Genomic DNA, 23,841 nt, shown 5'->3' with positions numbered 1-23,841 from the left:
AGGCGGGCAAGGCTGTAAAAAAAGCACCCTGAACAAAGTTCAGGGTGCTGAAAAGTCAACATGCCATACTGCACGGGAAAAGCAGCCAGCTTCCTCCCGCAGCACATCAACACCCTTGCAAGCCTCTCTGGACTTTTTTAAAAAGTGTCTTTATTATGCAACATTACTTTTTTTTTCGGTTTCTGCTTCAAACAAGTCTTCTTCAATTTTCGGTTTGCCCGGCAGGATCAGGTTGAGCACTACGCCGCAGATTGCTGCAAGCGCCATGCCTTCCAGATTTAATCCGCCAAGGGTTACATGGGCTCCGCCAATTCCGATAACCAGGATCACAGAGGAGATGACCAGATTGCGTTTGTCTCCAAAGTCCACCTTGCTGTCAACCAGCATTCTCAGGCCGGATGAGGCGATGATGCCGAACAGCAGGATGGAAACCCCTCCCATCACCGGTGTCGGGATTGAAGCGATCAGCGCAGTGATCTTGCCGATGAAGCCAAACACGGTGGCAACAACTGCGGCACCGGCCAGCACATATACACTGTATACCCTTGTGATTGCAAGGACGCCGATATTTTCCCCGTAAGTCGTCTTAGGCGGTCCGCCGATCAGCGCAGAAATGATGGTGGCCATCCCGTCACCGAGAATCGATCTGTGAAGTCCCGGATTTTTAATATAGTCCCTTCCGACAACTTTGCTGAGAACAAGCTGATGCCCTATATGCTCTGATAAAGTAACCACTGCTACAGGCACCATCAATACTGCAATCTTCAATGATGAGAGATCAACACTATAGTCTGCAAATGGAATGAGGAAGTTTGGAGCTTCGAACCAATTTGCTTCCAAAACCGGAGTGTAATCCACGAGCCCCGCAAATACGGAGTATATATACCCAATGATGATCCCGCCAAGAATCGGGATCATGCTCAGCATCCCTTTAAAGTAGATGGAGAAAACAATGGTTGCGGCCAATGTGACAAGTCCAGCGGAAAAATACAGGAAGCTGTATTCCCCTTCCGCATTATTCATAGCCATTCCCACCGCTGTTCCTGCAAGTCCAAGCCCAATGACGATGATGACCGGTCCTACTACAACAGGCGGAAGCAGCTTCATGATCCAGCGATAGCCTGCTTTTTTAATGATGAGCGCCACGATGCCGTATACCAGGCCGGCCATAAAGCTGCCGATCATGGCTGCACCCGGCCCGCCTGCGGTCTTTGCTGCGATAATCGGAGCTATAAAAGCAAAGGACGAGCCAAGATATGCCGGAACCTGCCATTTTGTGATGATCAGGAAAGCAATGGTTCCAAGTCCGCTTGAAATGAGTGCTATGGCCGGATCAAGTCCGACGAGGTAAGGTACAAGAATGGTTGCGCCGAACATGGCGAATAAATGCTGTATGCTTAATGTGATCCATTGAAACGGTTTAGGTACTTCGTTTACGTCTAGTACTGGTTTATTCATGGCTTTGTCTCCTTTGTATTCGTCTTTCCCCGCAAAAAAACCCTCTTGCTTTTTCGCACAGAGGGCATAGGAGCACAGCTGAAAAGACACCAGCCATGTTCCCCTTTGCCAGCCTCTCTGGACTGCGTTAAAAGGGGGATCTTCAGTTTTCAAAGATGCTTACTTGATCGGTTTCATCTACTTCCTTCAGCTCAACGACTATTTTCTCCGAACTTGAAGTCGGTATGTTCTTGCCTACATAATCCGCCCGGATAGGGAGTTCCCTATGGCCCCTGTCAACCAGGACTGCCAGCTGTATCGCAGCCGGCCTGCCAATGTCCACCAGGGCATCAAGGCCGGCCCTGACCGTCCTGCCGGTGTACAGCACATCGTCAATGAGGATCACTTTCTGGTTGGTGATATCCTGCGGGATATCGCTGCCTTTGACAAGCGGCTGATCGTCATCCGTTTTCTTTGTCAAATCATCCCGGTATAAAGTGATATCCAGCTCCCCGACAGAAATCCTTTTGCCCTCGATCTGTTCGATCCTGTCAGCCAGGCGATTTGCCAGGTAGATGCCGCGGGTCCTGATACCCACAAGCACACATTCATCTATCCCTTTGTTCTTCTCGATGATTTCATGGGCAATCCTTGTCAGTGCCCTCCTGATTGCCTGTTCATCCAAAACTACTGCTTTTTGTGTCATCTTATCATCCTCCAGCATCAGGCTGCCTGATTCTATAAAAAAACCTCCCGCCTGCAGGACGAGAGGTTTTGGGTGCACTTTTGTGCAGGAAGGGGCATCCCCTTCCGTATCCGCTGCCTTCTCAGCCTCACAGGACTGGTTTTAAAGGTCATATTCATTAAAGCTATAGTAAAATATTTTAGGCTGCTTGTCAATGCTTTTTGAAAAGGTTATTGCTACTTGCCCAGCTTTTCCAGGAGTTCCGAGAAGTATTCAGGGAGCGGGGCTTCAAATTCCAAGTATTCCCCGGTTCGAGGATGCACAAAGCCAAGGACACCGGCATGGAGTGCCTGCCCTCCCAGTTCCAGGGTTTTTCTTGGCCCATATTTCGGGTCCCCTGCCAGCGGATAGCCGATATATTTCATATGGACGCGGATCTGGTGCGTCCTTCCTGTCTCCAGCTGGCATTCCACATGGGTAAAATCCTTATAGCGGTGGATGACATGGAAATGAGTGACCGCATTCTTGCCGCCATCAACCACTGTCATGCTCTGCCGGTCTTTAGGATCCCTTCCAAGAGGCGCATCGACCGTGCCGTAGTCATGGGGTATGGTGCCGTGGACGATCGCCTGGTACTTTCTTGTTACCGTTTTTTCTACCAGCTGATTCACCAGGCTTTCATGTGCCATATCATTCTTGGCAACCATCAGCAGGCCGGATGTATCCTTATCGATCCGATGGACGATACCCGGGCGCAGTACGCCATTGATCCCGGACAGGTCCTTGCAATGTGCCATAAGGCCATTGACAAGCGTTCCGGATGCATGCCCGGGAGCCGGATGGACGACCATCCCCTTCGGCTTATTGACGACAAGGACATCACCATCTTCATAATAGATATCAAGGTCCATTTCTTCCGGTATGACATCAAGCTCTTCCGGTTCCGGGAATGATATTTCAATTTTGTCATCAGTGCTGCATTTATAATTCGTTTTGGTTCCCTGGCCATTGACAAGGATAAGGCCATCCTTGATCATTTGCTGCGCCTGTGATCTGGACATTTCTTCATTCAGCAGTGAAACAGCTTTATCAAGCCTCTCTCCTGCTACTTCTTCATTAACGATGTATTCCATTTTCTCCATTCGATTTCTCCTTCGCTTCCCGCTCTTCCCGGAGCATTTGTATCATCAGTATAACTACTCCGACAACCAAAGATGAATCGGCCACATTAAAGACAGGAAAATCGTACCCAAAGATATACGTGTTGACGAAATCAACCACTTCTTTGCGGAAAACCCTGTCGATAAAATTGCCGATCGCCCCTCCGAGCATTAATCCAAGTGCGATGCCAAGCAATCGCTTCCCTTTTGCAGCGGTCTTGATGTAATAGACAATACCGATGATGACGGCAACTGTAATAACATAGAAAAACCACATTTGCCCTTCAAGAATTCCCCATGCAGCCCCCCTGTTGCGGTGCGATGTGATATAAAGGAAATTCTCGATCACCGGGATGCTTTCACCAAGCTCCATATTTTTAACAATCAGCCATTTGGTCAGCTGATCCAGAGCAATAACAAATAAGGCAATTATGTAATAAAACACAAAGGATACCTCCAATTTGAAGTCATTACCTTTGCATTTTAGCATAATCTCCATGAAAACGACACCTTTTATCCACTAAAGAGGGTGCTGACGCCGCGTTCAGCCTCTCGTAATCATCATTAAAAAAGAAGCTGTGTCTGCCGAAGGTTCAAATACTGACTCCATCGGCTTCCGGCAAAATGCCCCAAGCTTATCATAATCTGACATCGCCACCATGGTCGGGATGACCGACAGCAGATTTTCCGGTATCAATTCTCCGGAAATTTCACATTTACCATACTCCCCTGCTTCCAATTTACCGATGGCGCGGTTAATATCGGCCAACTCATCATATATTAAAGGCTGGATAAGGGCTGAGCACCTCCCGCTTTCCAGCCGCTCAAGCAATTCCTCTTTTGTTGCACGGAGTTCTGAATAGAGCTTTCCAAGTGAGCTGTCCATTGCCGCTTCCTCCGTTCTTCTTTGTTTAAAATTATTATCTCCGCCCCAATCGTACAGAACCTGATAAACATTTAACAAAGAGCACAAAGATTAGATAAGGTGGAAGTATTTATCGAAAAAAAAGGTAAACTTTCGGGGGTAAAGTGACAGGATAAAAAATTGAAAACCCGGCTGCATCACGGCAGCCGGGTCTGTTATTATGCCAAGTGGCTATAATTATTTTTTACAACACTTGCACAGCGCGGGCAAAGCGAAGGGTGGTCTGAATCAGCACCGACCTCCGGTGTAACTGTCCAGCAGCGTTCGCATGTTTCACCTTCAGCTTTGGATACAAGGATGGCCGCTTTGTCTAGCTTGAGGGCTTCTTCTGGCGCCTCGCCATATTCTCCGCCGATTTCAAAGCCGGAAACGATGAACAGCTGTTTCACATCTTCATTGATGCTGTCAAGAAGGCTTCTTGTTTCAGCAGTTGGATAAAGAGTGATCTTAGCTGTCAGTGATTTCCCGATCACTTTTTCATTTCGTGCTTCTTCAAGTGCTTTGAGGACTTCATCGCGCAGATTCATGAACATCGTCCATTTTTTCATCAGTTCATCTGCATTAGGAAGCTCTTTGTATTCAGGCATATCTGTCAGCTGAACACTTTCTTCCTTCACAGCAGGGATAAAGGACCAAACTTCATCTGCTGTATGCGAAAGAATTGGTGCAGTCAGCTTTGCAAGCGCAACAAGGCTTTCATACAGGACTGTCTGGATCGCGCGGCGGTCTGCATTGTCTTCTGCCTCGATATAGAGAACATCTTTGGCAAAGTCCAGGTAGAACGAGCTTAAATCCAATGTGCAGAAATTATTGATCGCATGGTAAATGCCTGCGAATTCGTAGCGATCATACGCTTCCTTGACGTTTTTGACCAGCTTGTTCAGCTTTACGAGCATGAACTGGTCAACTTCCCTGAGGCTTTCATAGGCAACTGCATCTTTTTCAGGATTGAAGTCAGACAGGTTACCAAGCAGGAATCTGAATGTGTTTCTGATTTTGCGGTACACCTCAGCAACCTGCTTCAGGATTGGGTCAGAGACTCTTACGTCTGCCTGGTAGTCTACAGATGCCACCCAAAGACGCAGGATATCGGCTCCGAGCTGGTTCATGACCTTCGCCGGCACTACGACATTGCCGATGGATTTACTCATTTTCCTGCCTTCGCCGTCAAGTGCAAAGCCGTGGCTGAGCACGCCCTTATATGGTGCCTTGCCAGTTACTGCAACAGCAGTGGACAGGGACGAATTGAACCAGCCTCTGTACTGGTCAGAGCCTTCAAGATAAAGGTCTGCAGGACGCTGCAGATCATCGCGTTCTTTCAGGACAGCCTGGTGGGATGAGCCTGAATCAAACCAGACATCCATGATATCTGATTCTTTAGTGAACTTCCCATTCGGGCTGCCTGGATGTGTGAACCCTTCAGGCAACAGCTCTTTGGCCTCTTTCTCGAACCAGATATTGGAGCCGTGTTCCCTGAAAAGGGCAGAAACATGATCAATCGTTTCATCCGTAATGATGCTGTCCCCGTTTTCAGCATAGAAAACCGGGATAGGGACACCCCATGCACGCTGGCGGGAAATGCACCAGTCGCCGCGGTCGCGGACCATATTGAACAGACGCGTTTCTCCCCATGCCGGAACCCATTTCGTTTCTTGGACAGCTTCAAGGAGCTCATTGCGGAAATCCTTGATGGATGCGAACCACTGTGCTGTTGCCCTGAAAATGACCGGTTTCTTCGTTCTCCAGTCATGCGGGTAGGAGTGGGTGATGAATTTCAGTCCCAATAATGCTCCCTTTTCTTTTAGCGCCTCAGTTATCGGCTTGTTGGCCTCATCATAAAACAGACCTTCAAAACCTTCAGCTTCATTAGTCATCAGACCTTTATCATCGACTGGGCACAGAACTTCAAGTCCGTACTTCTGGCCAACATAAAAGTCATCTTCCCCGTGGCCAGGCGCAGTGTGGACGCAGCCTGTACCCGCATCAACGGTTACATGGTCGCCAAGCATCACAAGAGAATCACGGCCATAAAGAGGATGTTCTGCAAGGATGTTTTCCAGCTCGCTTCCTTTGACTGTCTTCACAACAGCCGGATCTTCCCAGCCAGTTTCCCCTGCCACAGATTCCAGGAGCTCTTCGGCAACCAGATATTTGCCGCCCTCGGTTTCTGCCACCACATAATTGAGGTCAGGATGGACGCTGATTCCCAGGTTGGCTGGAATGGTCCAAGGAGTTGTCGTCCAGATGGCGATTTGGACATCATGGTCCAATATGCCTTTTCCATCTTTGACTTTGAAGCCTACATAAATAGAAGGAGATCGCTTATCCTGATATTCAATTTCTGCTTCTGCAAGTGCCGATTCACTTGAAGGAGACCAGTAGACCGGCTTCTTCCCTTTGTAGATATAGCCTTTTTTAGCCATATCGCCAAATACCTTGATCTGCTGTGCTTCATATTGAGGCTGGAGTGTGATATACGGGTTTTCCCAGTCGCCGCGGACACCAAGTCGTTTAAATTGTGAACGCTGGCTGTCGACCTGCTCGTAAGCATAGTCACCGCAAAGTTTCCTGAACTCGGCAACTGTCATTTCTTTTCTCTTTACGCCTTTATTAGTCAATGCCTGCTCAATCGGCAGGCCGTGAGTGTCCCAGCCCGGAACATATGGTGCATTAAAGCCGCTCATGGACTTATAGCGCACAATAAAGTCTTTCAGGATTTTATTCAGCGCGTGGCCCATATGGATATCGCCGTTTGCATATGGAGGGCCATCATGAAGGACGAACATCGGCCGGCCTTTCGTATGCTCCTGCACCTTTTTATAAATATTCATTTCTTCCCATTTGCCCTGGATCTCCGGCTCCCTTTTGGGGAGATTCCCGCGCATCGGAAATTCTGTTTTCGGCATCAATAATGTATCTTTGTATTCCATTGCCATTCCTCCTGCTTTCATTTAGGTAAATTGACTTGCCGTACCCGGATGGTTTTTCTAAAAAAAACAAAAAAGCCCCCTCATCCCGGTAAAGGGACGAGAAGGCTTATAGCTCCCGCGGTACCACCCTTGTAGACAGATAAAATCATTCTGTCCGCTCATAGCATCCTTAACGCAGATGATACGCCTGCACTTACTGGTTCGGAGAACGTTCAGGCAGGTACTCTAGGGTGATTTTCCAGCAATCCGCTTATTCCAGGCTCCCACCGTCCCTGGATCGCTAATCTAAAAAGCATGTAGAATGCTGTACTGTCCCTTTCAACGCAGTCAATATTTTCTTATGATATGGATTATATTCGATTTATGCAGGCTGCGTCAAGCCAGTGAGTCTTCTTCTTCTGTTGATTTCAGATCGGTTGAATCCAGTTCATATTGAAGGAGATGATCCCAGTCCTCTGTGTTGAGCATATCCAGCTGCGCTTCGATCAGCATCCTGAACCTTGTTCTGAACACCTTTGACTGCTTCTTCAAGTCCTCGATCTCCAGGGCGATCTTCCTTGCTTTTGATAAGGATTCATTCACGATGCGGTCGGCATTCTTCTCAGCTTCCTTGATGATCAGCTTGGCTTCCTTTTGTGCATTGCGCCTGACTTCTTCAGCGGCTTCCTGAGCAACGACGATGGATTTGTGCAGCGTTTCCTCAATATTGGTGAAATGCCCGATCCGGTCGTTCAGATCTGTAAGCCTTTCTGAAAGCTCCTTTTTCTCCCTGATCAGAATTTCATAATCCTTGATGATCTGGTCAAGGAATTCGTTTACTTCATCTTCATCATAGCCCCTGAAACCTTTGCTGAACTCCTTGTTATGTATATCTAATGGTGTTAAAGGCATAATGCCACCTCCTATAAGTCTTAAAGCATATGTATGACAGCGAAAATACACTAATTTCTGATATTATCACAGCGATAAAGATGTATTCGACAATTTCTTTTAAATTCCTGCAAAATCATAATTTATTTTTGCTTTCCCGTGGTGATTCTCCATTTTTCTTTCTTTGTTTTTCCTTCTACATCTATGATCTTAGAACGTCCCTTTCCCCTTACAGAAAGAACATCAGCTTCTCCGCATGCAAAAGAAGGATCTTCAACCTGTGCCCAGTTTACTTTTACAAGACCCTGCTGGATAAAGAGCTGTGATTTTTGCCTGGATAGATTGTATATTGCCGAAATGACGGCATCCAGTCTCAGCGAGGAGACCGTAGCTGACGATTCTTCCCATGAATCAATTGCAGTGATTGCTTTCTCCAGCGGCAATTTTTTCAGGGTGACTGAAGCTTTTCCGATTGATTCCAGCTGCATGCTAACATAATGTTCAATTTCTTTGGAAACAAAAAACTGCGCCCTTTCAGCCTGGACAGTGATATCACCGAATTTCCCCCTCTTCAGGCCAAGAGCCATGAGGCTCCCGAGTATTTGGGGATGTTCTATGGAAACAAATTTACTTGGATAACTTATCTCAAAAAGCGTGATCGAGAATTCTTCCTCATCAGGGATAAAATATTCAGGATACAGCAGGGCCCTTTTCCGCTCTGTCCCTTCAGCTCCCCCGAAGAAACGAAGCTTCACACCGGCATGCTCCCCGACAATCATTTTTACGATCTGCTGCTCTCTCGGATCGAGAAAGTCAGTCAGTTTAGGGGCATAGGATGTTTCTACAAAGTCCTTCCAGCCGAGAGACTGGTCGATGAATTCTTTTTCCTCCGGCCGAAAATGCTGATAAATAGACATCGGCACTCTCCTTTTACATTTTTCAGGAAGGCGGCTGCAGACAAGTTCAAGCATAGCACAGCAGCCACCAAAAAAGGGACTACTCAGAGTCCCAAGTTATTGGTAAATCTATGCAACCCAATAGAAAAGCTGATGAAGCCCCTGAGTGGCGAATCGAAGGACAAAAATCGCAACAATCGGGGAGATGTCAATCATTCCAAGCGGCGGGATGAACCTGCGGAATGGTTCCAGATACGGTTCGCAGATACGGGCTAAAAATTGGCCGATTGACGATTCTTTTGCATTTGGGAACCAGGACAGCAATATGTAAATGATCAGTGCCCAGGAATATAACGATATTATTTGACTTAAAATACCTACTACTGTTGCCATGTAAAGCTACCACCTCGCATTTTCTAGATCATGCTCCTGCATGATTTGGGATATATTCCCCGACACCTCCACATTATCTGGAGTGCATAAAAAGATATCTGTTCCGATTTTCTGGATGTCGCCGCCAATGGCATATACCGTGCCGCTCAAAAAATCGACAATCCTTTTTGCCTGATCCCTTTCGATGCGCTGCAGATTAACTACCACAGCCCGGCGGTTTTTGAGCTGGTCTGCAATATCCTGGGCTTCGGCATATACCCGGGGTTCAACAAGGACAACCTTTGAAGACTTTTGGACACTTTGCAGGCTGACCACATTCTGCTTTGGAGAAGCAGGCTGTTTTTGAGGCCTGACAGGTTCGATTTCTTCTTCGATGATTTCCTCTTCTTTATAGTCATATTCATCATCAAGGAAAAAAAATGTTTTTATTTTTGATTTAATGCTCATTTTTTATACCTCCTGCTTATTCTCCGACAAGAGCAGTTCCTATCCGGACCATGGTGGCCCCTTCTTCCACTGCAATTGCAAAGTCATTGGACATGCCCATAGAAAGTTCCCTGCAAGGCGCATGCGCAAGGTTTAGTTCCTGGATATCCTTCTGCAGAGTTTTCAGTGTCCGGAAACAATGCCGCAGTACTTCCTCATCGTCTGTCAAGGGAGCCATCGTCATCAGCCCTGCAGCAGAAATGTGAGGATAAGCCTCCAGCTCTTTTACAAACGGAATCACTTCCTCAGGAGAAAGCCCCTGTTTTGATTCTTCACCGGAAGCATTGACCTGTATCAGGCATTGGACTGCTTCTTCTGCCCGCTTGTCTAATTCCTTCGCCAGTGAAAGCCTGTCCAATGAGTGGATATAATCGGCAATGCCGATTATATTCTTAACTTTCCTGGTCTGCAGCGATCCAATGAAATGCCATTTGGCAGCATTGCCGATCTCTTCGTGCTTGGCAAGCATACCATCATCCCGGTTTTCGCCGAGATTGGCAATTCCGGCAGACACCGCCTCTTTCGCTCTTTCAGCGGATACATATTTGGTCACCGCGATGATGGTCACTTCACCTGGATTTCTACCTGACCTTTTACAGGCCTTATCTATTTCTTCTTGAATGTTCTTAAGATTTTCCTCTACCTTCATCTAGCTGCAGTCAGCCTCCTTCCAGCCTATGTAGCTCATCATCCTGCCAGTCTTCCCCTCATCCCTGCGATGGGAAAAAAAGTGTTCGTCATGGCAGCTGGTGCAAAAGCCGGATACGATTATATTTTCTTCCGGGACGCCTGATTTCATGAGAAGCTGTTTGTTCACTTCTTTCAGATCAAGCTGGTATTGATTCTCTTTTACTTGATTATATGGTTTTTTATCGACATCTTCTAGTCTATTTTTCACTAAATTGACAACTCTGCTGTCGACAACATAACATTTTCCGCAGATGGAAGGCCCAATCGCCGCCAAAATCTCTCCTGGTTCGATACCTTCACTCTTATAAATATCCACCATATTCGCGGCAATCCCGCCGGCAGTCCCTTTTCCAGCCCGCATGTGCCGCTCCTATTGCCCCAGATTCCGGATGTATGAAATATAGAGGGACACAATCGGCAAAGCATAAAGTCAAAAGCAGGCCACGGTCGTAAGTGAAAAAGCCATCAGTCCTTTTGAATGCCTGGCTGAAATCCGCAGCGCCGGTTCCTGCATCTTCCTTTGATGCCTTCCGTATAAAAGTTTCATGGGTCTGCTCTGCCCCAGTCCACGCTGACAATGGAAAATCGATTGCCTCAGAGAAAGATTCCCTGTTGCCGCATACAGCCTGGACTGAATCATTTACATGAAGGCCAAGGTTGAGGCTGCTGTAGTCTCCATTGCTATTCCCTCCATTTTTCGTAGAGAAACCTGCAGCAAGGCCCGGGAACCTTTCCGTCCAGTCTTCAATGGAAAAATATCTGCTTTCTTTAAGTACAAATGGCTCCATTTATCGAGTCCTCTTCGTGTTTTTCTTTAGTTTATCATAAAGAATGTTCGTGTTACAGAAAAAAGGAGGAAGCTTATGCATCCTCTTCCACCTGTTTGAGTTCTTCTGAAATTTTATAGCGAACAAGAATGACATCTTCGCCGATTTTTAAAATATTTTTCCACGGAATGATGATATCCTCATCTTTTCCGAAGAATCCGAGGACTTTTCCAGCCCCGCTGATGATGACCGCTTCAATTTTGCCGCTCATCAGATTGATGTCAATATCCCCGATGCTGCCAAGCTTTTTGCCATCGGCCACATTTACAACGTCCTTGACCTGGAATTCTGATATCTTAACCATGGTCCACCCCCGCCTTTTGTTCCTTGTTTGATTATATGTTGCAGTGGGTTGGAATATTTTGATTTGATGGGGGGTTTAGGGAAATATTCAATAATAGCTAAAACATTTTAAGCAGCTTACGAACTGTAAGTAAAACAAATTAAGTTATCTTCAACTTTTTTTATTTATTGATGGGGCTGCTGATTTCCGTTGCAGGCACTTCGCTTTCCGCGGGGCGGCGCTAAGCCTCCTCGCCGCTGCCGCTCCTGCGGGGTCTTAGCTTTGCCGCTGCAATCCCGCAGGAGTCTTCGTGCCTTCCACTGCAATCAACAGGTTTTCATAATTTATTTAGCGCCCATTTAACCCCACACACTGATTACGGATCCTATTCTTGATACAAGCCAGAATAGAACACTAACAAAACCCAAAACAAAAAGCTGCTTTTCAGCAGCTTTCAGCTTTGGATATTTTTGTTCATTTGCTTGATGGCGGCTTTTTCAAGGCGGGATACCTGAGCTTGGGAGATGCCGATTTCTTCGGCTACTTCCATTTGGGTTTTGCCTTGGAAGAAGCGCTTTTTCAGAATCAGTTTTTCTCTTTCGTTAAGCCTGCGCATGCCTTCTTTGAGGGCAATTTCTTCAATCCATTGAATATCTTTATTGCGCTCGTCGCTCAGCTGGTCCATGACAAATATGGGATCGCCCCCATCATTATAGATGGGCTCGAATAATGAGACTGGATCCTGTATCGCATCAAGTGCGAACACGATTTCTTCATGGGGCACTTCAAGCACCCTGGCAATTTCCTCAGCTGTCGGTTCTTTCGAGGTTTCACTCATCAGCCGTTCCCTGACCTGCAGAGCTTTGTAGGCTATATCTCTCAATGACCTCGATACCCTGATAGGATTATTATCCCTCAGATATCTCCTGATCTCGCCGATAATCATCGGAACAGCGTAAGTGGAGAACTTAACATTCTGGCTTAAATCAAAATTATCAATAGATTTCATCAGGCCGATACATCCCACCTGGAAGAGATCATCAACAAACTCGCCTCTGTTATTAAAGCGCTGGATGACACTCAGAACCAGCCGAAGGTTGCCATTGACAAGGCACTCCCGGGCATATGTATCACCTTCATGCATTTGCTTGAAGAGTTTTCTCATTTCTTCGTTTTTTAAAACGGGAAGCTTTGATGTATCAACACCGCAAATTTCTACTTTATTTCGAGTCAATCCATTTCCCTCCTCACAGGAGCTGCTGTACAAAAAACAGTATCTCCCCGGAAAGGAAAAATATGCACACACCGATTCCTCCTGCCCCCCAGGAAAACCGGCATGTTCAGTAGAAATAAGGGTTAAGCAGGACTTAAAAAATATTTTAAACCATTTTGTTAAATTCCTTTTTCAATCTTTTAATAATTCTCTTTTCAAGCCTTGATATGTAGGACTGTGAAATGCCAAGCATGTCAGCCACATCCTTCTGGGTTTTTTCCTCGCCGGACCCAAGGCCGAACCTCAGCTCCATGATCTGCTTCTCTCTGTCGGTCAGCTGGTGAAGGGCTTTCAGCAGAAGCTTCTTATCTACATTTGCCTCCAGGTCCTTTGTAATGATATCCTCCTCGGTTCCAAGCACATCGGATAAAAGCAGCTCATTCCCATCCCAGTCTATATTCAGAGGCTCATCGAAGGAAACCTCCGACCTGATTTTATTATTCCGCCTCAAGTACATCAGTATTTCGTTTTCAATGCACCGGGATGCATAAGTGGCAAGCTTGATTTTCTTTTCCGGATTAAATGTATTGACTGCTTTGATCAGCCCGATCGTCCCGATGCTGATCAGGTCCTCGATATTGATGCCCGTATTTTCAAACTTCCGGGCAATGTATACGACGAGGCGCAGATTTCTTTCGATCAGCATTGATCTTGCAGCTTTATCGCCTTTGGGGAGTTTGATCAGAAGAACTTCTTCTTCTTCTTTTGAGAGAGGGGGAGGGAGCGCCTCGCTGCCGCCTATATAGAATATTTCATCAGTCTTGAGACCAAGTTTGATCAGCAGTTTATACCAGTAATAGGATAGGCGAAACTTCAAATTTTTCATGAGTTGTCCTCCTTCTAAATTATGTTTTTCCGAGTATAGTATTATTAACTTACCTTTTCCGCTGGTTCTGCTTTGCCGGCACCTGTCATCATCTTTGGATGGATGATGCAGTCAAACGCATCGTCACTGGAGAGCTGCTGCATCGTGAAGGAGATGAGCGCCTTGCCTGCCAAGATTCTTTCTTCCCCCCTTTGGATGATGATCCTGTCTGGCTTCATGGCAATAATGAGCTGATGTTCTTGTCCAACCACCTTGCAGGGAAGAATTCTCATCCGATTTTCCCAGTCAGGCGGGATTCTTGCCTCACCCATCAGGAAAGGTTCTGGATCCTGTGAAACGGCGTGGAGAACTTCCGGAAGCATGTCGGCCATCCCTCTTAAGGATGCAATCATGACCGGAGTCCTGGAAATTGGATCATAAAGCTGATTGCCCGAGTCCACTAGCCCCTTGAAGTTCATGTCAATCCCATTAATGGAAACATTGACCTCGGCCAGCTGGTCATATTGAATATTTGCCATTTCCATGTTCTCTCCATGCTTCCGCGAAAAATGCCATGCTGCAGGAAATCCAAAGATGACAAACATCCAGCTGATTGGATCCCCGAAACCCTTGACACTTCCCACCAATACGGCTGAAGAAAGCTCAAAATCAAACTTCACAAAATAATGGGCACCTATCAAAGTCCCTCCAATCAGGAATGTGGCCATATAAAAAGTAAACAGGCCTTTGACAAAATAACCGGCCCTTTTATATCCAAAGGCAAGGACGACCATGACAATCGAGAAAAGCAGCTTTGATATGGGATGCCCGGAAACAGAGTGCATAGGTGTAACTGCGAGCAGAACGATCAGTGAGCCTGCAGCCCCACCCGCCAAAATCCTCCAAATAGAAACATCCCTTTTCAGGAAAACCGCAGTGAGATACAGCAGGAGACTGTCAAAAAGAAAGTTCAGCAGCCAAATGATATCCAAATAAATAGCCAATCCAGCTTCACTCCCAGACACACCAGCCATATTAGGCACGGATGCCAAAAACTTGATTTTTCATCTATCTATTAATCTTATGGAAAAGTATACCCCAGCCTTAGCATGAAAGTGTGTCACTTTCTGTAGCCTATTTAGGAGAAATTTTCACTATTCCCTTCGTTTTTTGTCAGTATTTTATATTATATGCCTGTCTAAAATATTCGGATCAATATTTAAAACCATTAAAAAACGGCGCCTCGTATGAGGCGCCGTTCAGCGAATTCTATCTTATCTTCTTCTATTGCGGTTTCTCAGGAAAGTCGGGATATCCAATGTTTCTTCACCTTGTGAAGACTGAGACGATGAGTTCCTTGCAGGAGGCTCATGGCTCTGCTCTTCGCGCTTTGGCTCCCTGTCCCTGTCCCGGTTAAGGGAAGGTGAATGCGTCTGCTGCTGTTTAGGCTGGCCAAATGACGGGCGTGCCGGTTTTGGCGCGGCCACTTCTTCATTGAACCCAGTCGCAATTACTGTAACGACAATTTCGTCTTTTAGGTTTTCATTGATAACAGAACCGAAGATCATATTGACATCCTGGTCTGAAGCGGATGCTACGATATCCGCAGCTTCCTGTACCTCATAAAGGCTCAGGCTTGAACCGCCGGTGATGTTCATCAGGACACCCTGTGCACCATCGATGGATGTTTCAAGCAGCGGAGAGGACACGGCTTTTTTTGCCGCTTCTGCCGCACGGTTTTCTCCGGAAGATACGCCGATCCCCATAAGTGCAGATCCCTTGCTTGACATGATGGTCTTTACATCTGCAAAGTCAAGGTTGATCAGCCCTGGAGTGGCAATCAGGTCGGATATGCCCTGTACACCCTGGCGAAGCACGTTATCCGCTTCACGGAATGCTTCAAGCATTGGAGTGCTTTTGTCCACAATCTCGAGCAGACGGTCATTTGGAATGACAATCAGGGTATCGACTGCTTCCTTCATGGAAGCAATTCCGCCTGCTGCCTGTCCGGCACGCTTGCGCCCTTCGAATGTAAACGGCCTTGTAACGACTCCGACTGTCAGAGCACCAAGGTCCCTAGCAATCTGAGCAATGACAGGTGCAGCACCTGTACCTGTACCGCCGCCCATTCCGGCAGTGACAAACACCATATCTGCTCCTTTAAGTGCTTCTTCGATCTGCTCCTTGCTTTCTTCAGCAGCCTTTTTTCCTACTTCCGGATTTGCACCGGCACCCAATCCGCGAGTAAGCTTTCCGCCGATCTGCATTTTCACTTCCGCTTTTGAGAGGTTCAGTGCCTGGGCATCCGTATTTACTGCGATGAATTCTACGCCTTGAACGCCGTGTTCGATCATGCGGTTTACCGCATTGTTTCCTCCGCCGCCAACGCCGATAACCTTTATGGTCGCTAGTGAATCTAAATTAGTGTCAAATTCCAACATGACAAATCCTCCTAATTCGTCGATATTCCTTAAAGCACTGTTTACTCGAAAAAGTAGCCAAGGAACTTTTTAACTCGTGATGTAATCTTTTCTTCCGGCTGTTTTTCCGGTCTTGCTTTTGGTTGCGGTTGTTTTTGGATGCGTTTTTCCTTCGCCTCGTTTACTTGGGCAGGCTCTATCTTCCTGCCCTGAAGCCTTGCATTTTTATATGCAAACTTGATCAGGCCGACTGCTGTTGTATACTGCGGCTCCCTTACGCCGATATAATCCGGAATGGCAATCCGGACACGGTTCTGGAAAATGATCTGTGCAAGCTCCAGGATGCCCTGGGTGTTGGCTACTCCGCCCGTCAGGACATATCCTCCAGGCAGGTCGCCCGCTCCCAATCTCTTAATCTCATTCTGGATCAGATCGAAAATTTCTTCCATCCTTGCTTCAATGATATCAGAAATTTCAAGCTGATTAAATTGCTGGTGCTGATCGCTCCCGATAATCGGGACGCTGAAGACTTCATCTTCAGAAGCATGGTCATAAAAAGCATAACCGTATTTCGTTTTGATTTTTTCGGCATCCTCTGTAGAGGTCCTGAGGCCGATGGATAAATCTTTTGTTATATGGTCCCCGCCGACAGGCAGTACAATCGTTGCCTTCATGATTCCCTGCTCGAACAGGGCAACGGTTGTAGAGCCGCCGCCCATATCGACCAAGGCCACCCCGAGATTCATTTCGTCCTTTGAAAGTGCGAATGCCCCTGCTGCAAGCGGCTGGAGCGTTATGTCCAAAATTTCAAGTCCTGCCCTTTCAACACATCTCAGAATATTATGTAGAATTGTCTTAGAACCTGTTATAATGGTGCCTTCCATTTCCAGGCGGACACCGATCATGCCCCGGGGGTCGTTTATTTCATTCAAACCGTCTACAATGAATTGCTTCGGAATGACGTCCACGATCTCTCTTTCAGGAGGGATGGAAACCACCTGGGCGGCGTCAATCACCCTTGCAACGTCTTCATCTGTGATCTCCCTGTTATCACTGGAGACAGCCACTACTCCATGTGATGACTGAAGCATAACATGGTTTCCGGTGATGCCGACGATTACCTGCCTGATCTCCATCCCTATCATTCTCTCAGCTTGTTCGATTGCCTTTTTTATAGAATGAACGGTTTCATCTATATCAACAATTGAGCCTTTCCGCAATCCTTCAGACTTCACATTGCCTACACCGATAATGTTTAAGGAGTCGTTGACCATTTCACCAATGATTACTTTTACACTGGATGTACCGATGTCAAGACTAACATAAATTTCATTGCTGTTCATTCTCTGGCACCTCCTTTTGCAAATCCGATTATTGAACAACAATAATGCCAATTTTCAATTTAATCTTAAATTAATATAATCATTTAAATTATTCGGCAAAACTAATATATTTCCCTTTATTCTATCTTAACTTTTTTCTACTTTTTCTCGGTTAGACCATTTGGTCAGAATAATCCTCCGGATGACCGCTATATTTTGGAAAAGCCTTACTCCAAACGCAAAAACAGCGGCTAAATACAAGTCTACACCAAGATGAACCCCCAGAAAAGCTAAAGATGCTGCCAGCAGTATGTTGAAGAAAAAGCCGGATACAAATACCTTCTCATCATATATATCCTGCAGGTGGGCACGGATGCCCCCAAACAGGGTGTCAAGGGCTGCCAGCACTGCAATCGACAAATAATTGGCGTACTCATCGGGGATCCTGAAATCCGTAAGAAGGCCCAGTACGGCCCCGATGAGCAAACCCAGTACGGGAAGCCACATTAAGAACTGCCTCCTTTTTCAGAATCTGCAGGTTCCATATTCTTTACCCTGATTGTGTCCTGATAGGCAGGGATGACTATATTCTCCTTCGGCTTCAGGATAGTGATCCTGAGGTTTTCGACGAAGAACTCTTCTGCCGATTTGGATACCTGCATCTGATTATAAAGCTTTTGCGCTGACTGCATATCCTCTGCGGCCGCTTTGACTTCTATCGGCAAGGAACTGATGGCATGGCCATCGATTTTGGTTTCGCCATTAATATCGCGGATGACGGTCGTATTAATGATCCTGTGCCCGTCAATCGATATTTGCTCAGCATCAAACATATTCAGCTCATTGACCAGCCTTTTAAGCATATCAGGCGATACATCACCTGGTGCATTGCCCAGGAGTGCTTCTTCAACAGCAGGCTCTATCAGGATTTTGACACCCGGAGCCTTGACCTCCGTAAGGCCTGCTTCTTCTTTGAGCTCACCGAGCGTTTCCTTCAGCACCTGTTCTTTGCTTTGTTCCCGCTTATTTTCATATTGAGCAAGCTTCAGCTCATTTGACCTGATTTCCCGTATCAGCCTCAGCTGAATTTCCTGTTCTTTCCGCAAGTCCTCCCTAAGCTGCCATGTGTCGCGGGTATCCCTCACAACCGGCTCTTTGACGGATTGGAACTGTATTGCAATCATAAATCCGACCACAGCGGAAATAACCGTAAAGCTTATGATCTGATTTTTTTTCACGATTTCCACCTTACTTTCTCCTGCTTCGTAAGTGGATCAGCCGTATTTAATTACCCAGATTGGGCTCCATATTGACTTCTGCCTTTTCCTCCAGCGAGAACTGGATATTCTCGTTGACCAGAGAATCCTTTACTCCGCCAGTAAGGTTGAGCGCTGAAGAAAGAACCTCCGGATCGCCGATTGCTTCAATGACGAATGGTGCCGGGTGCTGCTTTCCATCAATTTCAATGACAGGGCCATTGCACAAAATATAGGAGTCATGGGATAGCCGCTGGCCGTTTACCGCGACAGCCGAAGCACCGGAGATATACAGTTCATTGATGACCTTGAAAACATGGTGTTCATGGACGATATAGCTGTTTACATTAGCCTCGCTGGGATTATAATCCCCATCAGCCAAAGTGACCTCCACCCCTTTGCCCGTGACAGCGACTTTCCCAAGATACATCCTGTATTTTTCTGCATCTTCTGCCAGGTTGAAATAAACCTGCGCTTCCTTTGATAAATCCTTTTCGAACTGCAGGACCTGTCCCTGTTTGCTGTCCAGTTCCTTTTGCAGCCTGCGGTTGCGCTCTTCCATGCTGATGAGCTGGCTCCTCAGGGCAGAGTCCCGTTCCCACTGGCTTCCTGTCATGTCTGCTTCCTCATTTTCACTTTTTGTAAAATGATAGGAAAATGAAAGCATATAGCCGAGAACAAGGAGCACCAGTGAAAGGACGACCCGCTTACCTTTCACCTTCTTCTCCACGGCTATCATCTCCTTCCGGACCGTAGGCTTTAAAGTAAGAACCTACTTCCAGATCAATCACGCCGCTGACCCCAGGGTCCAGCTGGCTGATGATTGATGGATAATGCGCCATCTTTTCTGAAAAGCTCCGCAAAGTTGCACTAACTTCGAATCCGTCATTCATATATAAAGTAATATGATACTCGTCCGTTTTTTTGGGAGAATAATGAATCTCCGAGATTGCGTTCAGCACCTCTTTCGGAAGGCTTTCCAGGCTGTCGATCATCTCAAGAAGGACATCCCCCTCCTTGAAGCCGAGCAGCAGCGGTGCATTAACTGGAATGTCTGTGATTTCCTGTTTGCTAAGTATCATTCCATTTTCAAGTACAGGCAAAAAGCTTTTTTCTTTCGCTATGTAAGCAATGCGATTATGCTCAGCCACCTTAATTTCAACCGTATTGGGCAGGCGCGCTTCTATTTCAGCCCCGCTGATTTCGGGCAGCTCTTTCAGTCTACCCTCAACTGCCCCCTTATCAACCTTCCAAATATTTGTTTTCTTTGAAAGGCCGCTTACGGCAATCAATTCTTCTGTCGTGTATGTCTGATTTCCGCTGATGCTGATCTCTTTTACACGGCTTAAAGGCGACTGGAAATATATCACAAAAACAATCATAGAAAAGAATAAAAGCAATAATACTATAAGCCTGCGGTTCGCTTTTTTCCTTCTTTGCTGCTTCAGTTTGGGAATTCGATCCTCCAGCGAGACTACGTTCCCTTTCTCCATAACCTTCACCTCACTATAAAAGCTTTAGCCGCATAATGCCATTAGCCTATAGGCCTGGCAGGCAGCATAACGTTTCCGTCAGACTGAAAACAGGTGGGCACCGGCATACCGGATGCCGGTGACGCATCTGCCGCTTTTAAAGGTTATTTCTAAGGAAATATTATATCACAATAAATGGCAGGAGTAAGGAAAATTTCCTGTTACTTTCGGCCGATAATCTCCACTTCTGTCTCAATTTTTACATTAAATTGGGAATATATAGTATCTTTGACATGCTGGATCAACCCCAGAACGTCTTCAGCTGACGCGCTGCCGGCATTAACGATGAAATTTCCATGCAGCTCGGAAATCTTCGCACCGCCGATGCTGTGGCCTTTTAAACCTGCCGCCTCAATCAGCTGGCCGGCATAATGCGGAAGCGGATTGCGGAAAATGCTTCCTGCACAAGGATAATTATAAGGCTGTGTTTCTTTCCGGTAATCCTTGTTCTTCTGCATTTCCGCCACAATGCTCTCCTTATCCCCTTCCTGCAGGCTGAATACTGCCTCCAGCACGATGCCGGGCCGCTCCTTCTGGAGAACCGAAGTGCGGTAGGAAAAATTCATTTGCTCATTGGTGAGCCATTCCATTTTTCCATCTTCGAAGAGCACAAAAGCTTTTTTCAGGATCTTTGAAATATCGGAGCCGTGGGCGCCTGCATTCATATAGACCGCACCGCCGACCGAACCGGGGATGCCGCTTGCAAATTCCAGTCCGGAAAGGCCTTTCCGGCTGATCTGGACGGACAGGCTGACGATAGAGAATCCCCCGCCTGCCGTTACCTCAGAACCGTCAACTTCAAGTTTATCCAATCCCGGGCCAAGCTTGATGACGGCACCCTCAATCCCTTTGTCTGATACAAGCAGATTCGATCCTCTGCCGATCACTCTCCACTTGATACCATGTTCGCGGATTAGCTCCATTGTTTTAATGAAATTGTCTATAGACGAAGGTTCTACAAACAAATCGGCGGGTCCGCCTATTTTCATGGTTGTATGGTTGGCCAAAGGTTCTTGTTCTTTCACTTTTCCAACCTGCAAATCTTTAAGCCTGCTGATCAATTCGTCCATATATACCTCCCTTTCCATTCTTTTTCCTATCTTATGTCCTTTAAGCTCTTTGGGCTACCGGCCCTTCTTACGGACAAGGTCTTCCATGACGCGGTGCAGCCTTCTGGCCGCATCCGGTATTCCCAATTCCCTGGCAGCTTTTTTCATATCCTTCAGTTTCTTCTCATCAAGGAGAATACCGTCAATTGAAGCGACAAGCTTCTTGCTGGACAATTCTTTTTCAAGCAGCAGTTCTGCTGCCCCGTTTTCAGACAGGGCCCTGGCATTTTTCTCCTGATGGTTGTTGGTCACATAGGGGCTTGGCACCAGTATGCTTGGAATTCCAAGTGATGTCAGCTCTGCAAGGGTGGTCGCTCCCGCCCTTGCAACTGTCAGGTCCGTGCCGGCCAATACTTCCGGCATATTATGGATAAACGGCTTTATGATCACATTGGGCGGATTGCCGACCAGTTCTACCTCTTTCCTTACTTCCTCAAAGTGCACTTCTCCTGTTACATACAGCACCTGGTAAGGCTTATCCTGCAGCTCGGCGAGCGATTTCAGAACCGCTTCATTAATCGGCCTTGCGCCCCTGCTTCCGCCAAAAATCAAAACAGACGGGATGTTTGTCTTGAGCCCGGCTGACAGCCTGCCTTTGACCGGGTCCTGGCCAATCACTTCTGAGGCGCGGGGATTGCCGGTCAGAACGACCTTATCGGACGGAAAGAATTCTTTTGCTTCTTCAAAACAGACTGCTATTTTATCGACATATCTGCTCAGGAATTTATTGGTCAATCCCGGGACACTATTTTGCTCGTGTATGATTGTGGGAATGCCAAGCTTGGCAGCTGCATAGACAACAGGGCCGCATACATAGCCGCCGGTGCCGATGACGATGTCTGCCTTGAAATCCTTCAGCATTTTCCTGCTGTCAGCAGTTCCTTTCAGGAATCTGAATACAGTTTTTATATTTTCGAAAGAAAGCTTTCTTTTGAAGCCTGTGATATGTATGGATTTGAACGGGATGCCTTCTCTTTTTACAAGAGTGCTTTCAAGCCCTTTTTCAGTGCCTATATATAAAAACTCTGTGTCTTTATGCTCTTTTTGAATTTCTCTGATCAATGCGAGTGCAGGATATATATGTCCTCCTGTACCGCCTCCGCTGACTGCAATTCTCATGACTTTCACCTCAAAGAAGAGTGTTGGTATTACCTGAGGCATTTATCGCCTCTATGGGGTGGAAGCACAAAGTCTCCCTTAAAAAACACTCTCACACTTTACCCCATTCTACTATAATCTAAACGGCTCTAATAAGCCATAACATTAATGTCATGCAAATGTAATAAAAATCCTGAAAAAATTTGGATAGTCATCCTGATTATTGAAGCCGCACCGAAGCCGGGAACCTTCCTTTTTACAGAGCAAGCCTGGAAAAGTAAAAAGAAACCCTGTCGGAAACAGGGTCAATATCTCGCATGCCGGCTTATATTCAGGAGGACTCCGATTGCCATCAGCATCAGAGTGAGGGATGAACCGCCATAGCTGAGGAATGGGAGCGTAATCCCCGTTACAGGCATCAGCCCGGTAACAACCCCGATGTTTATCATGACCTGGATGGCCACCATTGCAATGATTCCGACGGCAAGGAAGCTGCCGTACAAATCAGGTGCCCCCAATGCAATCCTGATCCCCCTCCAGAGGAGGAGCGAAAACAATAAAAGCACGAAAGAACCGCCGATGAAGCCCAATTCTTCCGCAAGGATCGCAAATATAAAATCCGTCTGGGGCTCAGGCAGATAAAAAAACTTTTGCCGGCTCTCCCCCAGGCCAAGGCCAAAAAGCCCGCCTGGCCCTATCGCATATAATGACTGGATGATCTGGAACCCGCTCCCAAGCGGATCTTCCCATGGATCAAGGAATGATGTGATCCGCTTCATCCTGTATGGAGCGGAAAGCACCAGCCCTGCAAAGCCGCCAAGGCCGATAAGCCCAAGAACGGCAAAATGGCTTATCTTCGCACCAGAGATAAAGATCATGACCACACAGGTCCCGATCATGACGGTACCCGTTCCAAGGTCAGGCTGAAGCATAATCATCCCAAATGCCAGAAACGCGAGGCCAAGGGAAGGAACGAGCCCCTTGCGGAAGGAGGTTATCAGCTTTTGCCTTTCAGAAAGGTATTTAGCCAGAAACGCAATCATCGCAAGCTTCATGAATTCGGACGGCTGTATGGAAAAGGCACCGACGCCTATCCAGCTCCTTGATCCATTCCTGACATTTCCCACCCCGGGAATCAGAACGAGAACCAGCAGGACAAAGCAAATGATCACAATTGCCTTGGCCCAGGTCCTCCATGTCCAATAATCGATATTCATGATAAAAAACATGGCCATGATGCCTGCGGCTGCAAAGAGCATCTGCCTCTTCGCAAAGAAAAAGGAATCATCAAACTTATACTCTGCCCAAATGGCACTGGCGCTGTAAACCATGATGAGGCCGACTGCCAGCAGAGTAAACGTAACTAAAATCAATATAAAGTCCGGAGTAGATCTTTTTGTGGGCAACAGAATACACCTCGAATGCGAGTTTTAGGGCCTGCATG

The 23,841-nt window shown here is 46.7% G+C and carries 26 protein-coding genes and 1 other annotated feature; all 26 genes read right to left on the bottom strand.

Features of this window, described 5'->3' with window-relative positions; all coding sequences use genetic code 11:
- Positions 1-153: 153 nt before the first annotated feature.
- The gene (locus AC4E8B_RS09405; RefSeq protein ID WP_490218452.1) at positions 154-1,458 is read right to left on the bottom strand and encodes a solute carrier family 23 protein; all 1,305 of its coding nucleotides are present in this window, start codon (positions 1,456-1,458) and stop codon (positions 154-156) included.
- A 142-nt stretch (positions 1,459-1,600) separates the two neighbouring features.
- On the bottom strand, positions 1,601-2,143 hold the full coding sequence (pyrR, locus tag AC4E8B_RS09400; RefSeq protein ID WP_490219594.1) for a bifunctional pyr operon transcriptional regulator/uracil phosphoribosyltransferase PyrR: 543 nt from the start codon (positions 2,141-2,143) through the stop codon (positions 1,601-1,603).
- A gap of 215 nt (positions 2,144-2,358) precedes the next feature.
- The gene (locus AC4E8B_RS09395) at positions 2,359-3,264 is read right to left on the bottom strand and encodes an RluA family pseudouridine synthase (RefSeq protein ID WP_490218450.1); all 906 of its coding nucleotides are present in this window, start codon (positions 3,262-3,264) and stop codon (positions 2,359-2,361) included.
- On the bottom strand, positions 3,239-3,727 hold the full coding sequence (gene lspA / locus AC4E8B_RS09390) for a signal peptidase II (protein WP_490218448.1): 489 nt from the start codon (positions 3,725-3,727) through the stop codon (positions 3,239-3,241). Before lspA ends, AC4E8B_RS09395 begins: the two co-directional genes overlap by 26 nt.
- Positions 3,728-3,826: 99 nt before the next feature.
- Positions 3,827-4,168: a hypothetical protein gene (locus AC4E8B_RS09385; RefSeq protein ID WP_490218447.1), complete on the bottom strand. Its 342-nt coding sequence runs from the start codon at positions 4,166-4,168 to the stop codon at positions 3,827-3,829.
- A 197-nt stretch (positions 4,169-4,365) separates the two neighbouring features.
- A complete protein-coding gene (gene ileS, locus AC4E8B_RS09380; protein ID WP_490218446.1) occupies positions 4,366-7,137 on the bottom strand; it encodes an isoleucine--tRNA ligase in 2,772 nt (923 codons plus the stop codon).
- Between the two features lie 89 nt (positions 7,138-7,226).
- Positions 7,227-7,468 (bottom strand) — a binding site (T-box leader).
- Positions 7,469-7,512: 44 nt separating this feature from the next.
- Positions 7,513-8,028: a DivIVA domain-containing protein gene (locus AC4E8B_RS09375; protein WP_490218444.1), complete on the bottom strand. Its 516-nt coding sequence runs from the start codon at positions 8,026-8,028 to the stop codon at positions 7,513-7,515.
- Between the two features lie 122 nt (positions 8,029-8,150).
- Positions 8,151-8,924, bottom strand: a complete 774-nt coding sequence (locus AC4E8B_RS09370; RefSeq protein ID WP_490218442.1) for a YlmH family RNA-binding protein — start codon at positions 8,922-8,924, stop codon at positions 8,151-8,153.
- Between the two features lie 108 nt (positions 8,925-9,032).
- Positions 9,033-9,296 carry a YggT family protein gene (locus AC4E8B_RS09365; RefSeq protein ID WP_490218440.1) on the bottom strand — a complete coding sequence of 88 codons (264 nt, stop codon included), beginning with the start codon at positions 9,294-9,296 and terminating at the stop codon, positions 9,033-9,035.
- Positions 9,297-9,302: 6 nt separating this feature from the next.
- Positions 9,303-9,743, bottom strand: coding sequence for a cell division protein SepF (locus tag AC4E8B_RS09360; protein WP_009791729.1), 441 nt, complete (start codon positions 9,741-9,743; stop codon positions 9,303-9,305).
- A 16-nt stretch (positions 9,744-9,759) separates the two neighbouring features.
- On the bottom strand, positions 9,760-10,431 hold the full coding sequence (locus AC4E8B_RS09355) for a YggS family pyridoxal phosphate-dependent enzyme (RefSeq protein ID WP_490218438.1): 672 nt from the start codon (positions 10,429-10,431) through the stop codon (positions 9,760-9,762).
- Complete coding sequence (locus tag AC4E8B_RS09350; protein WP_490218437.1) at positions 10,432-10,791, bottom strand: purine nucleoside phosphorylase YfiH/LACC1 family protein; 360 nt, start codon at positions 10,789-10,791, stop codon at positions 10,432-10,434. It lies immediately after the preceding gene.
- Positions 10,775-11,260, bottom strand: a complete 486-nt coding sequence (locus AC4E8B_RS09345) for a purine nucleoside phosphorylase YfiH/LACC1 family protein (RefSeq protein WP_490218435.1) — start codon at positions 11,258-11,260, stop codon at positions 10,775-10,777. Before AC4E8B_RS09345 ends, AC4E8B_RS09350 begins: the two co-directional genes overlap by 17 nt.
- Before the next feature lie 73 nt (positions 11,261-11,333).
- Positions 11,334-11,603 (bottom strand): YlmC/YmxH family sporulation protein, encoded by a 270-nt coding sequence (locus AC4E8B_RS09340; RefSeq protein ID WP_009791726.1) that lies wholly within the window; start codon positions 11,601-11,603, stop codon positions 11,334-11,336.
- 433 nt (positions 11,604-12,036) lie between these two features.
- Entirely contained in the window at positions 12,037-12,816 is a 780-nt protein-coding gene (gene sigG / locus AC4E8B_RS09335) for an RNA polymerase sporulation sigma factor SigG (protein ID WP_490218433.1), read from the bottom strand.
- A 145-nt stretch (positions 12,817-12,961) separates the two neighbouring features.
- The gene (gene sigE / locus AC4E8B_RS09330; protein WP_009791193.1) at positions 12,962-13,681 is read right to left on the bottom strand and encodes an RNA polymerase sporulation sigma factor SigE; all 720 of its coding nucleotides are present in this window, start codon (positions 13,679-13,681) and stop codon (positions 12,962-12,964) included.
- A 44-nt stretch (positions 13,682-13,725) separates the two neighbouring features.
- On the bottom strand, positions 13,726-14,664 hold the full coding sequence (gene spoIIGA / locus AC4E8B_RS09325) for a sigma-E processing peptidase SpoIIGA (RefSeq protein ID WP_490218431.1): 939 nt from the start codon (positions 14,662-14,664) through the stop codon (positions 13,726-13,728).
- A 270-nt stretch (positions 14,665-14,934) separates the two neighbouring features.
- Positions 14,935-16,101, bottom strand: a complete 1,167-nt coding sequence (gene ftsZ, locus AC4E8B_RS09320; RefSeq protein ID WP_490218429.1) for a cell division protein FtsZ — start codon at positions 16,099-16,101, stop codon at positions 14,935-14,937.
- A gap of 41 nt (positions 16,102-16,142) precedes the next feature.
- Complete coding sequence (gene ftsA, locus AC4E8B_RS09315; RefSeq protein ID WP_490218427.1) at positions 16,143-17,423, bottom strand: cell division protein FtsA; 1,281 nt, start codon at positions 17,421-17,423, stop codon at positions 16,143-16,145.
- 126 nt (positions 17,424-17,549) lie between these two features.
- Positions 17,550-17,909: a small basic family protein gene (locus AC4E8B_RS09310; RefSeq protein WP_490218425.1), complete on the bottom strand. Its 360-nt coding sequence runs from the start codon at positions 17,907-17,909 to the stop codon at positions 17,550-17,552.
- The gene (locus AC4E8B_RS09305; protein WP_490219592.1) at positions 17,909-18,640 is read right to left on the bottom strand and encodes a DUF881 domain-containing protein; all 732 of its coding nucleotides are present in this window, start codon (positions 18,638-18,640) and stop codon (positions 17,909-17,911) included. Before AC4E8B_RS09305 ends, AC4E8B_RS09310 begins: the two co-directional genes overlap by 1 nt.
- Before the next feature lie 46 nt (positions 18,641-18,686).
- Entirely contained in the window at positions 18,687-19,397 is a 711-nt protein-coding gene (locus AC4E8B_RS09300; RefSeq protein ID WP_490218423.1) for a DUF881 domain-containing protein, read from the bottom strand.
- On the bottom strand, positions 19,366-20,151 hold the full coding sequence (locus tag AC4E8B_RS09295; protein WP_490218421.1) for a cell division protein FtsQ/DivIB: 786 nt from the start codon (positions 20,149-20,151) through the stop codon (positions 19,366-19,368). The genes AC4E8B_RS09300 and AC4E8B_RS09295 overlap by 32 nt, the downstream gene beginning before the upstream one ends.
- Before the next feature lie 200 nt (positions 20,152-20,351).
- The gene (gene murB / locus AC4E8B_RS09290) at positions 20,352-21,260 is read right to left on the bottom strand and encodes a UDP-N-acetylmuramate dehydrogenase (protein ID WP_490218419.1); all 909 of its coding nucleotides are present in this window, start codon (positions 21,258-21,260) and stop codon (positions 20,352-20,354) included.
- Positions 21,261-21,314: 54 nt separating this feature from the next.
- Positions 21,315-22,418 carry an undecaprenyldiphospho-muramoylpentapeptide beta-N-acetylglucosaminyltransferase gene (gene murG, locus AC4E8B_RS09285; protein ID WP_490218417.1) on the bottom strand — a complete coding sequence of 368 codons (1,104 nt, stop codon included), beginning with the start codon at positions 22,416-22,418 and terminating at the stop codon, positions 21,315-21,317.
- Positions 22,419-22,702: 284 nt separating this feature from the next.
- Complete coding sequence (gene spoVE / locus AC4E8B_RS09280; protein ID WP_148973840.1) at positions 22,703-23,803, bottom strand: stage V sporulation protein E; 1,101 nt, start codon at positions 23,801-23,803, stop codon at positions 22,703-22,705.
- Positions 23,804-23,841: the final 38 nt, after the last annotated feature.

It is taken from the genome of Bacillus sp. SRL543 (assembly GCF_984799205.1).
The sequence above is the reverse complement of the archived record's forward strand: the minus strand, read 5'-3'. Positions and strand labels throughout refer to the sequence as shown.

What these genes read in the sequence shown, in the direction of transcription:
- AC4E8B_RS09340 (WP_009791726.1), bottom strand. Translation starts at nt 11,603, where the DNA reads ATGGTTAAGATATCAGAATTCCAGGTCAAGGACGTTGTAAATGTGGCC.
- ftsZ (WP_490218429.1), bottom strand. Translation starts at nt 16,101, where the DNA reads ATGTTGGAATTTGACACTAATTTAGATTCACTAGCGACCATAAAGGTT.
- AC4E8B_RS09355 (WP_490218438.1), bottom strand. Translation starts at nt 10,431, where the DNA reads ATGAAGGTAGAGGAAAATCTTAAGAACATTCAAGAAGAAATAGATAAG.
- AC4E8B_RS09345 (WP_490218435.1), bottom strand. Translation starts at nt 11,260, where the DNA reads ATGGAGCCATTTGTACTTAAAGAAAGCAGATATTTTTCCATTGAAGAC.
- AC4E8B_RS09360 (WP_009791729.1), bottom strand. Translation starts at nt 9,743, where the DNA reads ATGAGCATTAAATCAAAAATAAAAACATTTTTTTTCCTTGATGATGAA.
- AC4E8B_RS09405 (WP_490218452.1), bottom strand. Translation starts at nt 1,458, where the DNA reads ATGAATAAACCAGTACTAGACGTAAACGAAGTACCTAAACCGTTTCAA.
- murB (WP_490218419.1), bottom strand. Translation starts at nt 21,260, where the DNA reads ATGGACGAATTGATCAGCAGGCTTAAAGATTTGCAGGTTGGAAAAGTG.
- ileS (WP_490218446.1), bottom strand. Translation starts at nt 7,137, where the DNA reads ATGGAATACAAAGATACATTATTGATGCCGAAAACAGAATTTCCGATG.
- AC4E8B_RS09385 (WP_490218447.1), bottom strand. Translation starts at nt 4,168, where the DNA reads ATGGACAGCTCACTTGGAAAGCTCTATTCAGAACTCCGTGCAACAAAA.
- AC4E8B_RS09375 (WP_490218444.1), bottom strand. Translation starts at nt 8,028, where the DNA reads ATGCCTTTAACACCATTAGATATACATAACAAGGAGTTCAGCAAAGGT.
- AC4E8B_RS09350 (WP_490218437.1), bottom strand. Translation starts at nt 10,791, where the DNA reads ATGGTGGATATTTATAAGAGTGAAGGTATCGAACCAGGAGAGATTTTG.
- AC4E8B_RS09365 (WP_490218440.1), bottom strand. Translation starts at nt 9,296, where the DNA reads ATGGCAACAGTAGTAGGTATTTTAAGTCAAATAATATCGTTATATTCC.
- AC4E8B_RS09370 (WP_490218442.1), bottom strand. Translation starts at nt 8,924, where the DNA reads ATGTCTATTTATCAGCATTTTCGGCCGGAGGAAAAAGAATTCATCGAC.
- murG (WP_490218417.1), bottom strand. Translation starts at nt 22,418, where the DNA reads ATGAGAATTGCAGTCAGCGGAGGCGGTACAGGAGGACATATATATCCT.
- AC4E8B_RS09310 (WP_490218425.1), bottom strand. Translation starts at nt 17,909, where the DNA reads ATGTGGCTTCCCGTACTGGGTTTGCTCATCGGGGCCGTACTGGGCCTT.
- pyrR (WP_490219594.1), bottom strand. Translation starts at nt 2,143, where the DNA reads ATGACACAAAAAGCAGTAGTTTTGGATGAACAGGCAATCAGGAGGGCA.
- sigE (WP_009791193.1), bottom strand. Translation starts at nt 13,681, where the DNA reads ATGAAAAATTTGAAGTTTCGCCTATCCTATTACTGGTATAAACTGCTG.
- AC4E8B_RS09295 (WP_490218421.1), bottom strand. Translation starts at nt 20,151, where the DNA reads ATGGAGAAAGGGAACGTAGTCTCGCTGGAGGATCGAATTCCCAAACTG.
- ftsA (WP_490218427.1), bottom strand. Translation starts at nt 17,423, where the DNA reads ATGAACAGCAATGAAATTTATGTTAGTCTTGACATCGGTACATCCAGT.
- AC4E8B_RS09395 (WP_490218450.1), bottom strand. Translation starts at nt 3,264, where the DNA reads ATGGAGAAAATGGAATACATCGTTAATGAAGAAGTAGCAGGAGAGAGG.
- AC4E8B_RS09300 (WP_490218423.1), bottom strand. Translation starts at nt 19,397, where the DNA reads ATGATAGCCGTGGAGAAGAAGGTGAAAGGTAAGCGGGTCGTCCTTTCA.